9 protein-coding genes are annotated in these 9,794 nt (G+C 71.2%); 7 read left to right on the forward strand and 2 right to left on the reverse strand.

From position 1 onward, the window contains the following. The first annotated feature begins 31 nt into the window (after positions 1 to 31). The gene (locus B4M60_RS05735; protein ID WP_291081144.1) at positions 32 to 487 is read left to right on the forward strand and encodes an Hsp20/alpha crystallin family protein; all 456 of its coding nucleotides are present in this window, start codon (positions 32 to 34) and stop codon (positions 485 to 487) included. A 58-nt stretch (positions 488 to 545) separates the two neighbouring features. On the opposite strand, the gene B4M60_RS05740 is transcribed toward B4M60_RS05735, so the two are convergent. After that, positions 546 to 2,156 (reverse strand): NERD domain-containing protein, encoded by a 1,611-nt coding sequence (locus tag B4M60_RS05740; RefSeq protein WP_291081146.1) that lies wholly within the window; start codon positions 2,154 to 2,156, stop codon positions 546 to 548. A 57-nt stretch (positions 2,157 to 2,213) separates the two neighbouring features. On the opposite strand from B4M60_RS05740, the gene B4M60_RS05745 reads away from it, so the two are divergent. From B4M60_RS05745 to B4M60_RS05760, 4 genes are all read left to right on the forward strand, one after another. Continuing rightward, positions 2,214 to 4,358, forward strand: a complete 2,145-nt coding sequence (locus B4M60_RS05745; RefSeq protein ID WP_291081148.1) for a T3SS (YopN, CesT) and YbjN peptide-binding chaperone 1 — start codon at positions 2,214 to 2,216, stop codon at positions 4,356 to 4,358. 112 nt (positions 4,359 to 4,470) lie between these two features. Beyond that, positions 4,471 to 5,598, forward strand: a complete 1,128-nt coding sequence (locus tag B4M60_RS05750; RefSeq protein ID WP_291081150.1) for an ABC transporter permease — start codon at positions 4,471 to 4,473, stop codon at positions 5,596 to 5,598. Continuing rightward, positions 5,595 to 6,311 carry an ABC transporter ATP-binding protein gene (locus B4M60_RS05755; protein WP_291081152.1) on the forward strand — a complete coding sequence of 239 codons (717 nt, stop codon included), beginning with the start codon at positions 5,595 to 5,597 and terminating at the stop codon, positions 6,309 to 6,311. The genes B4M60_RS05750 and B4M60_RS05755 overlap by 4 nt, the downstream gene beginning before the upstream one ends. Positions 6,312 to 6,346: 35 nt before the next feature. Then, positions 6,347 to 6,916 (forward strand): TetR/AcrR family transcriptional regulator, encoded by a 570-nt coding sequence (locus B4M60_RS05760; protein ID WP_291081154.1) that lies wholly within the window; start codon positions 6,347 to 6,349, stop codon positions 6,914 to 6,916. A gap of 127 nt (positions 6,917 to 7,043) precedes the next feature. On the opposite strand, the gene B4M60_RS05765 is transcribed toward B4M60_RS05760, so the two are convergent. After that, entirely contained in the window at positions 7,044 to 8,303 is a 1,260-nt protein-coding gene (locus B4M60_RS05765) for a hypothetical protein (RefSeq protein ID WP_291081156.1), read from the reverse strand. Between the two features lie 184 nt (positions 8,304 to 8,487). Between B4M60_RS05765 and B4M60_RS05770 the strand changes: the two genes are divergently transcribed. Continuing rightward, positions 8,488 to 9,090 (forward strand): biotin transporter BioY, encoded by a 603-nt coding sequence (locus B4M60_RS05770; protein WP_291081157.1) that lies wholly within the window; start codon positions 8,488 to 8,490, stop codon positions 9,088 to 9,090. Further along, the coding region (locus B4M60_RS05775) for an energy-coupling factor ABC transporter ATP-binding protein (protein WP_291081159.1) at positions 9,087 to 9,794 on the forward strand (708 nt) is incomplete at its 3' end. The genes B4M60_RS05770 and B4M60_RS05775, both read left to right, overlap by 4 nt.

Raw genomic sequence — 9,794 nt, forward strand, 5'->3', positions numbered from 1 at the left:
GCGACAGGACCAGTCCCGAAGGAGACCAGCCATGGCCACCAGCACCCGTTTCGACCCGTTCCGCGAGCTCGACCGCCTCCTGGGCGAGGGGCTGCGCAGCGCGACCGCCTCGACCTCGCTCCCGATGGACCTGTACAAGGAGGGCGACCGCTTTGTCGGCCTCATCGACATGCCCGGGGTCGATCCCTCGACCATCGACATCGACGTGGAGGACCGCACCCTCACCGTTCGCGCCGAGCGCCGGGCCCCCGTCGAGGGTGAGGCCCAGTGGCTCATGCACGAGCGTCAGACCGGCACGTTCGCCCGGCAGCTCGCGATGGGCAAGGGGCTCGCGACCGACAAGATCGAGGCCGACTACACCGACGGCGTACTCCGCCTGGTCATCCCCGTGGCCGAGGAGGCGCAGCCGCGCAAGATCGCGGTCTCGCACGGCAGCCGGAAGGCCGAGCCCGCCCGGATCGTGGAGGGCTCGTCCGAGGAGGGCTGACCGGCCTCCACCGGTCGCCTGAGCGCCGCCCCGGCCTCCGACGAGGTCGGGGCGGCCCTCATCCGGGCTCCCCCACCACCACGAGCACGTCCGTCGCCCGGGAGAGCCCCACGTACACCCGCTCGCGGATCCGGTCCATGCCGTCGTGGTGGTTGCACACCAGCACCACCGCGCGGCGCTCGAGACCCTTGAAGCCCAGGACGTGGCCGTAGAAGATGTCCTCCCCGCTCCAGAAAGTCTCCCAGTAGGCGTCGTTGCCCTCCCCCTCCTGCAGCTCGACCTGCATCGGGTGACGCGACCCCGTGGTGAGCAACGCGACGTCACCCGGTTCCCAGCCCTCGTCCAGCAGACGCATGGCCTCGTCGTCGCCGACGGCGATGGGGTCCGCCCCCTCCGGCACCTCGACGTAGCGCACGTCGGGCCCCGAGCCGCCGCGCAGCTCCATCCGCTGTCCCACGAGGGGCAGGAACGCGCTCGCGATCTGGCGGGTGTTGCGCAGGTTGTGGTCCAGCACCAGCGGCACCAGGTCGACGGGCGGTCGGCCGGTCCGCCGGAACACGCTCTGCCCGGCGTCGCCGACGATCATCAGCCTGCCGTGCTCGCGGTCGCGCAGGGCGCCGATCACCGGTCGCCACCAGCTGTCGGCGAAGTCCTGGGCCTCGTCCACGATCACGGCATCGAACCTCTTGCCGTCAGGCAGCCCGTCGGCGAGCTCCGCCATGAGGCGCGGCAACTCCTCCTCCCACCACCGCACCGTCTCTTCCGTCCTGACCCGCTCGTCGGGCCCCACGGGGGCGCCCCACTCCACGCCGAGTGCGTGGAACTCCCCCACGTACGCCGGCTGCTCGCGGCGCGTCCAGCCGCTCGTCACGCGCCTGAGGTAGCTCGCCAGTCCGTGCGAGTAGCAGATCAGCGCCACCCGCTGCCCGGCCCTCGACAGGCGTCGAGCCTGCTCCAGGGCGAGGTACGTCTTCCCGCTGCCCGCTCCGCCGCGGATCTCCACCCGGGGCAGGGCGTCGACGGCCCTGAGCAGGACCGATTGCTCGCGGGTGAGCGCATCGGCGATGTCGGCGTTCTCCGCGGCCCGGGCCACCACGTCGCGCTGCGGGAGCCCGCGGCCGCCGAGGATGTCCGCCAGCCGGTCGACCGTGTCGGCGGACAGGACCGGGCGATCCTGCGGGCCGGAATCCCGCGCCAACAGGTACGCGCGACGGGCGAGCTGGTCGAGCTGGTCCCTGTCCACGATGCGGTCGCGCCGGATCTCGGGCATCGCGAAGTCGTGGGGGATCGAGGCGTGCGGGAAGACCAGCATGTGGGTCCATCGTTGGTGCCGCGTGGGCCACCGCGGATCCGTGCTGACGTAGCCCCGCAGGGCGTAGAGGGCGTCCCGGCACTGGGTGACCGGATCGATCGTGAACCGCTTGGTTCCGCTGCCCTGCACCCACCGCCCGTCCTCGATCGCGATCTGCCCGGCCTTGACCTCGATCGCCACGATCCCCGCACCTGGCATCGCCACGAGGATGTCCACCTCGTGTTCCTTCTCGTGGGTCGAGACCCTCTGGCCCACCACGATGAGGCTGTCGTCGGAGAGCTGATCGCGGAGGAGTTCGACGACCCTCTCCTCGGAGGGGTGGCCGTAGACGGGGTTCTCGGGGAGGACGCGGGGCATGGTCCCAGGGGACCAGATCGGTCCGGCTTCCGCGGGCAGTCCATCTACTCTCGTCACATGACCGGAGAGAACAGCATCGACGACACCGTCGCCTCGGCGTGGGAGTCCTTCCGGGAGGACCTCACGGCCACGCTCCGCGGGCTCGAACCGGGCGGCACCGCCGGCCTCTCCATCACCGGGGAGGAGCTCGACGAGACGGCCCCGTACTTCCAGTTCCTCAGGTCCGACGAGGGGTCGCTCCTGGTGTCCGAGGTCTCCAGCAATCAGGTGCTCACCGGGAGATTCCGGCTCTCGCCGGGGCAGATCGGCGAACTCCTGCGGATCGGGTGGTCGCCCCCGACCGCGCCGATGGAGCAGCCGGAGATCCCTAATTTCCACCTCGTCGACTCGGACGTCGAGACTGCCGTCGCCCGCGTCCAGGAGACGCTGCAGTCGGTGTTCGGGATCCCCCACCCCGGTTTTCTCGCCCCGCCGCCGCGCGAGGACGACCTGCATCGCGCTCAGGTCCCCCCGGTGGACCCCCACGCGGACGAGGACCCGCTCGATCCCGACGAGGCGTACCACCCGACCGCACCGGAGGATCTTGCGTGGGCGGTGTCCCAGGCGTTGCGGAACCACTTCGGCACCTACCGCCCACCCGATTCCTCCGGCGGGTTCACGGTCAAGGTGGGCAGCGCCGGCATGATCGTCACACCACTCGAGGAGGGGGCGATCTCCGTCGTGGCCTTCCTCGTACAGGGGATGAGTGCACCGGGGAACGCCACGGCGCTGCTGGAGGAACTCAACGAGGAACTGTACGTGCGCTTCCACGTGGCGGGGACGAGCATCCTCGCGACGTGCGACATCCCCGCCATCCCGTTCGTCCCGAGGCATCTGTACACCGTCCTCGACGCGGTGGGCGGCATCGTCGACCGCGTCGACGACGAGCTGGCCACCGCGACCGGAGGGTCGACGCTGTTCGAGGACTCCAGTGCGGATGACCGGCCCGATCGAGGAGAGGCGGGCGGTGACGACGACCAGATCGACGACGAGCTTCCGGAGGAACTGCTGGCCCTGATCCACTTGGAGAACGACGAGTCCAACGTCCTCGAGCCGGCGGTCGTCGCCCGACTCATGGGCCACGACCGGACGTTCATCCTGCGCTGCATGCGATTGGCCGAAGAGCAGATGATCGCGTGGATCGCCAGTGCGGAGGACGAGCAGGACCACGACGAGAAGGAGGCGCTGCTCCACGAGGCCCGGGGGTGGGAGTCGACGGTGTCCACGCTCCGCGGGGCTCTCCGTGCCGTCGTCACGGGCGAGGCCGCACCCTCCGGCGGGGAGGGAACGAGAGACGACGACGAGGTGGGCGGGTTCGAGTTCGAGGAACGTCTCGTCGACTGGGCCTACGCGCTCGAGGACGAGATCGACTTACTGGAACCGGGCGAGACGCTCTTCGTCACCGCCGAAGCGGCTGCGGGAGACCCGCAGGCGACCCTCAGCATCAGCCGCTACCTCGAGACCGGTGTGCTGGCGCGGATGACGTGGGATGTCGGGGTCGACCACCCCGGCGAGTTGCTCGCCGATCTGGCGACCTTCGGGTGGAACCTCGCCCCGGCGTCCGGTTCGACGGGACCCCCACGATTGGTCCTCCTCGCCGACACGGCGACACACCACTTGGCACTGGGGTGTCTCCGCGGTCTGGCCGCCACCAGGGCGGTGGGTCCGCTCGACGACCTGACCGTCGACCGACATCCCGAGACCGGAGACTGGCGCCGGTTGCCGCCCCGCCTCCGCGTCGACGTGTCCTCCTTCGAGGATCTCCGGTCCGCGACCACCGAGGCCCTGGAACATCTGGGCGCGCACCCCGCCCTACTCCCGGGGATCAGATTGGAGAGCCCCGCCGCCAACCATTCGGTGACCGTCGAAGTCAGCACGGAAGCCCCGGTCCTGCACATCGCCGGCCCGGTCGTGACCGACGTCGACGCCGACCTCGTGGACGGCCTGACCGGGCGGCTTCCCGACACCGGGTTCGACTGGCTGTTCGTCGACGACCGGGTGGCCATCCGCGCCGAACTCGAGAGCTCGCCCTTCCAACCCGGCCACCTCGAGGTCATCCTCGCCGCGGCCGAGGACATCATCCTCATCCACTCACGCCCGCTCGCGGAGGACGTCGGCGGTCGCTCGGCCGTCGAGGACTACCTCGCCGAGGCCGAGGCCTAGCCGGCTCGTCCCCCCGGCCGCCGGGGTGAGATGTTGACAACACGGTGTCAGCATGTTTCCGACACAGTGTTAGCATCTTGTCCGTCCACGATGTCCATCGCGAAAGGCCTCCATGTTCCTCGCTGTGCGCGAGCTGATCTACGCGCGATCCCGCTTCGCCCTGATGGGCTCCGTGGTGGCGCTCATCAGCGTTCTGATGGTGCTCCTCGCCGGGCTCTCGTCCGGACTGGTCAACGACGGCGTCTCCGGTCTGCAACGCATGCCGGTCCAGGGCTTCGCCTTTGCCGCCGAGACCCGGACGGACTCGGCATTCACCCGTTCGGTCGTCGGTCCGGAGCAGGTCGACCAGTGGGCCGCGCGGCCCGACGTGGCCGACGCGACCCCCATGGGCCTGTCCATCATCAACGCCAAGACCTCCGCCGGGACCCCCGTCGACCTCACCCTGATCGGTGCGGACACCCAGGGCCCGCTCATCCCCGCGGTGGCGCAGGGACGCGCCCCCGCGGCCGACGGCGAGATCCTGGTCAGCTCCACCGCCGCCGACAACGTGGAACTGGGCGACACCGTGACGGTCGACCGACTCGGCATCCCTCTCACGGTGGTCGGCATCGCCGCAGACCAGCACACCTTCGGCCACGTCGACATGGCCTTCACGACCCTGACCACGTGGCAGGACGTCCACGCCGGCACGCGCGTCGGCGAGGAGCCGCGCTCCGGCGCCCGTCAGGAGTACAGCGTCGTGGCGATCTCCGGGGTCGACGGCAAGCTGCCCGATCTGGCCGCCGGCGATGCCGCCGCCGGCACCTCCGCCCGCGACCTGGCGGAGGCGTTCAACTCGTCCCCCGGCTACGAGGCCGAGACCATGACGATGTCGATGATCACCTGGTTCCTGTATGCGATCTCGGCGCTGGTCGTCGGGGCGTTCTTCGCCATCCTCACCGTCCAGCGGTCCCGCGAGATCGCGGTCCTGCGCGCCATGGGCGCCTCGACCATCCGCCTGCTGGTCGACGCGGTCGGCCAGGCCCTCATCCTGCTGGCCGGCTCGATCGCCATCGGCGTGGCCATCGGCGTGGGGCTCGGGTCCCTGCTGGTGGGCACCGGGATGCCGTTCGCGCTCGAGGCGGGGCCGATCGCGCTGGGAGCCTTCCTGCTCCTGGCCCTCGGACTCGTCGGCGCCACCCTCGCGACCATCCGGATCAGCTCCGTCGACCCGCACAGTGCACTGGGAGAGAACCGATGACCACCACCGAATCCGCACAGCGTTCCCCCGACTCCGCAACCACGCCGGGTCTCCGACTCCGCGGCGTCGACCTGACCTTCCAGGACGGCGATCAGACCCTACGCGCCCTCGACGGCATCGACCTCGAGGTCGCCCGCGGCGAGGTCCTGGCCGTGGTCGGCCCGTCCGGGGCGGGCAAGTCGAGCCTGCTGGCCGTGGCGGGCGGCCTCGCCACCCCCACCGCCGGCAGCGTCGAGGTCGGCGGCAGGGAGATCACCGGGATGGGACGCCGGGAGCTCACCCGCTTCCGCCGCGACCACGTCGGGTTCGTCTTCCAGTCGGGCAATCTCGTGCCCGCCCTCACCGCGCTCGATCAGCTCCGGCTGGTCGGCACGCTCGGCGGGGACCGCTCCCGGCTTCGCGACCCGGACCGGTTGCTGGAGTCCGTCGGACTGAGCCACCGGGCCCGCCGGCGCCCGGCCACGCTGTCGGGCGGCGAGCGTCAGCGGGTGGGGATCGCCCGGGCCCTCATGTCGTCACCGGATCTGCTGCTCATCGACGAGCCCACCGCGGCCCTGGACCGCAAGAACAGCCACGACGTGGTGCGCCTGCTCGCCGACGAGACCCACGAGAACGGCGTCGCCACGGTGCTGGTGACGCACGACCACGAGATCCTCGAGCACTGCGACAGGGTGCTGGAGATGGTCGACGGGCGTCTTGAGGTGCACGTATGATCAGCCCGCCGCGGGAGCGGTGACAGGAGGTCGTCATGCCACGCATCGATGCCCCCACCGTGGGCGAGCACCGGGACGCCAAGCGGCGGGCCCTGCTCGACGCGGCGCGCTCGATGCTCTCCGAGGCGCCCGGCGCACCGCCCGACATCAACGAGCTCACCGCCCGGGCGGGCATGACGCGGTCGAACTTCTACACCTACTTCCCCTCCCGCGCCGAGTTGGTCGTCGCGGTGGCGGAGGACCTCATGCCCCGCTGGATCACCACCGTCGCCGAGGCGGTGCGGGATGCCGGCGGCGGGCGCCGGGGGGTCGTGGCCTACGTGCACACGACGCTGGACCTGGTCGCCGCCGGTGACCACGCGATCCTCACGGCGCTCGCCGCGCAGCTCCCCGACGGCCCGGCGCGGGAGCGGTTGAACCGGATGCACGCCGAGATGACCACGCCCCTGCGGGAGTCGCTCGCGGAGTTCTCCCCGTCCGATCCGCTGGTGACGACGGAGCTGGTCATGGCGGTGACCTTCAAGGCCTCGGAACTCATCGAGGCCGGGCGACCGCTGGCGGAGGTGCTCACCGCGGTGGACGCCCTGATCGATCCGGCCGGCTGAACGCTCGGACGCGGCACGGGGCGCGCTGGCGCAATGGTGCATTCCCGCAGCGTGGGCCCGGAAGAACCGCGCAAAGACGCAGCGCAAGTCAGGGGGGCGGGTGCGGGGCGCGGGTGCGGGGCGGGAGTCAGGCCGGCCCCACCGCCCATCCCGAGGTCATCTGACCCACGAACGCCGGCAGCCGCATCAGGATCCGGTTCTGCTCGGCTCGGGGCCGGAACCCCACGTCCAGGTACCTGGGCGCGTCGTGGGGCCGGTCGCGCACCAGGGACCGGTACGCCGGCACCAGGTCCTGCTCGACGTAGTCCCACCGCGGCTCCCGGTCGGCCCAGTTGAAGGCCGGCAACGGGGTGCGGAGCACCGTCGGCTGTCCGTTCACGTCGGCCCGGACGGAGAGTGGCCGGAATTCGCCGAGGGTGGACGCCCCGGGAATGTCCGGGGCCCCGCCCACGGTGGTGATGTAGGTGAGCACGCGCCCGACGTCCCCGCGGCCGGCCGCGGTGGCGTCCCACTGGTCGGCGATGACCTGGTTCTGCTCGCGCGAGGCCATCCGCAGCAGCGCCTCGGACAGCCCCTCCTGCGTACCCTCGTCGAGCATCCGCCAGGCGTCGACAACGTAGTCGTCGTAGGCCCCGCCGGCCGCGAGTTCGTCGATCCCGGTCAGCCCCTCGGCCGCGTACGCCTCGTGCATCGGGACCATGTCCATGAAGATGTGGCGCTGCATGATCAGCAGCCGGTGCAGGTACCAGTCCACGTCCTGCCGCGTCAGCGCCGGCCCCACGGTGGCGAGCAGCCGGACATCGCGCGCCGTGGCGTCGGCGATCTCCCACGGCACCCCCGCCAACGCGCCCCCGACGCCCGTCCCCAGTTCGTGCACCCCGGGCACGGTGAGCAGCCCGCCCACCCCGTCCAGGTCCCAGAACCCGGCGGCGAACGACATTCCCGCCAGGCCGGCCATCCCGGTCCACCAGTACCCGTCGTGGGTGTTGTAGAGCCGCAGGTAGTTGGCGTACACCTTGTCGACGGTGGCGAGGTTCGCCTCGAGTCCCCGGGCGGGCTCCCACTCCCCCAGGTCGATTCCCGCGTTCTCCGCGCCCACGGCGAGCCAGTACTGACGGGTCAGGGTCGAGTAGCGCCGGGGCTCCACCCCCGCCGCGCGCACCACATCGAGCGCGTCGCGGAGTTCGGCGCGGTCGGTCGTCATGGTGGTGGAGAACCCGCCGGCGTGCTCGGCGTCCGCGTTGTCCGCCGGGACGTCGAGGTAGGCCGCGTACGGGAGCGCACCCGCCGGCGGCGGAGCGTGGACGAGCGCCATCATGGCGATCATCCACGCGGCGAGCACGGTGGCGTGGAACCGTCCGGTAACGCCTTCCGATCGACCGGTCACGCCGCCCCCAGATCCTGTGTGTGAGTCACGTCACTCTAAGCCGGGCGCCGCCCTCTCGGGGCCGAACGCGCGGGGGCCGATGAGGCGATGCCGGCGCACGCGGGCGACAATGGACGGCATGGGAGTGTCCACCAACACACCCGGCCGACACACCCGGCCAGCACACCCGGAGCCAAGGAGTCCAGTGAGTACCTCGATCGATCGGGCACCTGCCCGTAGCGCCACCCGCGACCTCGCCCAGATCGCGGTGTTCGCGGCCCTCATCGTCGTCCTCGGTCTCCCGGGTCAGATCAGCATCGGTTCCGCCGGCGTGCCGATCACGCTGCAGACGCTCGGCGTGATGCTCGCCGGCGCGCTCCTCGGCTGGCGCAAGGGCGCGCTGTCGGTGCTGGCGGTGATGGTCATCGGCCTGGCGCTGCCCGTCCTCGCCGGGGGCCGCACGACGCTCACCGCGCTGGCCAGCCCAACCGCGGGCTTCCTCATCGGCTGGCTTCCGGCGGTCATCGTGATCGGGCTGCTCACCGCGCTGATGATGCCCCGCTACCGACTCGTCCCCGGGCTGCTCGTCAACATCCTCGGCGGGCTCGTGGTGATCTACGCCTTCGGCGTGGTGGGCATGCTGATCCGCACCGAGCTCACCCTCACGGCCGCGATCGCCGCCAACGGCGTGTTCGTGCCCGGCGACCTGGCCAAGGCGGTCGTCACCGCGGTCGTCGCCCAGCAGGTCCACAGGGCGCGGCCCGGTCTGATCGCCCCCCTGCGCAGGCAGCGCGCGACCCGGGCGTGACCGACCCCCGCGGCGCCGAGATCCGGTTCGACGGCGTCGGCCACTCCTACGGCGACCGGACCGTCCTCGCGGACATCGACCTGGTGCTCACCGAACGACGCATCGGGATCGTCGGCGTCAACGGCGGCGGGAAGTCCACGCTCGCCCGGATGATCAACGGGCTCGTCGTCCCCACCTCCGGCACGGTCACCGTGGACGGCCTCGACACCCGTCGCAAGGGCGCCCGGATCCGTCGGCGGGTGGGCTTCTGCTTCACCGATCCGGACACCCAGATCGTCATGCCCACGGTGGCGGAGGACGTGGACTTCTCGCTGCGCCGTTCGGGGTTGAGCAAGGAGGATCGACGACGACGAGTCGACCAGGTGCTCGCCGGGTACGGTCTCACCGACCACGCCGATCACCCCTGCCACCTGCTGTCCGGCGGCCAGAAGCAGCTGCTCGCGCTGGCGGCGGTGCTGGTGATCGAACCGTCGGTGATCGTGGCCGACGAACCCACGACACTGCTCGACCTGCGCAACCGGGCGCTGGTGGCCGAGACCTTCGCCGAGCTGGACCAGCAGCTCATCGTGGTCACCCACGACCTGGACCTGGTCGCCGACTTCGACCGCGTGCTGGTGGTCGACGGCGGTCGGGTGGTCATCGACGACGCGCCCGCCGCGGCGCTGGCCGGCTACCGCCGCATCGCGCTGCGGACGGGCTCGGGT

It is taken from the genome of Dietzia sp. UBA5065 (assembly GCA_002415925.1).
In the GTDB taxonomy this organism is placed as follows: domain Bacteria; phylum Actinomycetota; class Actinomycetes; order Mycobacteriales; family Mycobacteriaceae; genus Dietzia.